Source organism: Nostoc sp. CALU 546, assembly GCF_048836525.1.
On sequence record NZ_JAWJTF010000419.1, the window covers coordinates 1 to 1,356 of the forward strand.

At 42.3% G+C, this 1,356-nt stretch carries 1 protein-coding gene and 1 pseudogene; both read left to right on the top strand.

Going from position 1 to position 1,356, the window contains the following annotated elements:
• Window positions 1-26: 26 nt before the first annotated feature.
• Complete coding sequence (holA, locus tag RRG12_RS44190) at window positions 27-1,016, top strand: DNA polymerase III subunit delta (RefSeq protein ID WP_420763132.1); 990 nt, start codon at window positions 27-29, stop codon at window positions 1,014-1,016.
• Between the two features lie 109 nt (window positions 1,017-1,125).
• Window positions 1,126-1,356, top strand: a pseudogene (locus RRG12_RS44195) (hypothetical protein); the annotation flags it as partial.

Below are 1,356 nucleotides of genomic sequence, written 5' to 3' on the forward strand. Positions count from 1 at the left end.
ATGTCCATCTATTATGAGATTTATCTATGCCAATCTATGTTTACTGGGGTGAGGATGATTTTGCGATGGAAAAGGCGATCGCTATGCTGCGCGATCGCGTCCTCGATCCCAACTGGATAAGTTTTAATTACACTTCATTCTCCCCAGATCAAGCTGATGCTGCTATCCAGGGGTTAAATCAAGTCATGACACCCACTTTTGGGTCTGGTGGGCGCTTGGTATGGCTGATAAATACAACTCTATGCCAGCACTGTCCAGAGAACGTGTTGGCAGAATTGGGGCGATCGCTACCTGTCATCCCCGACAACTCATTTTTATTGCTCACCAGCCGCAATAAGCCAGATGAACGACTCAAATCCACAAAATTGTTAAAACAGTTTGCTACCGAATTCCGAGAATTTCCCCTCATTCCCCCTTGGAAAACAGAATTGTTGGTGCAATCTGTTAATCAAGCAGCCCAGACTGTGGGTGTGAAACTGACTGCCAATACTGCCCAGTTGTTGGCAGAATCCGTTGGAAATGATACACGACTTCTCTACAATGAGTTAGAGAAATTGCGGCTATATGCCCAAGGTAGTAATAAGCCTTTAGACGTAGATACAGTTACAAAGTTAGTAAGAAATACTACTCAAAATAGCTTACAATTAGCAGCAGCAATTAGAACAGGAGATACAGCTAAAGCTTTGACAACCTTGGCAGATTTGAGCAATGCTTCCGAACCAGGATTACGGATAGTTGCCACACTAATTGGACAATTTCGCACCTGGCTCTGGGTGAAGATTATGATAGAAAGTGGTGAGCGCAATCAACAAGCGATCGCTAAGGCTGCTGATATCGGTAATCCCAAACGGATCTACTTCTTACAGCAAGAAATCAGACTACTTTCTGTGCAACAGTTAATCTATTGCTTACCCCTGCTATTGGAGTTAGAAGTGAGCCTCAAGCAAGGAGCATCAGAAATGTCAACACTCCAGACTAAAATAATCGAACTTTGCCAAGTATGCCGAGAAAATTGACAATCAAATGTAAAAACTTGATGTATTGAGCAGTTGCTGGAACTTCCAACTCCGAAAATAATTCAAAGTCCTTATAATATCCCTGATGTAGTTCTGTGTCACATACTATATGAAGAAAATTTCCGATTTATTTTCCCGATCTAGCCGAAAGCGAATCCTTTATCATTCATTATTTTTTGGCGCGATCGCTACTGCAAGTGTGATTTCTCAAGCTTTTTCACCGAGTTCAAAAGCTTATGGTCAAACTCCAGCACCAATAGTTGACAACACTGAAATCAATAGCTACGCTCAAGCCGTGCTAGCAATGGAGCCAGCACGTCAAAATGCCTTTGAAGAAATT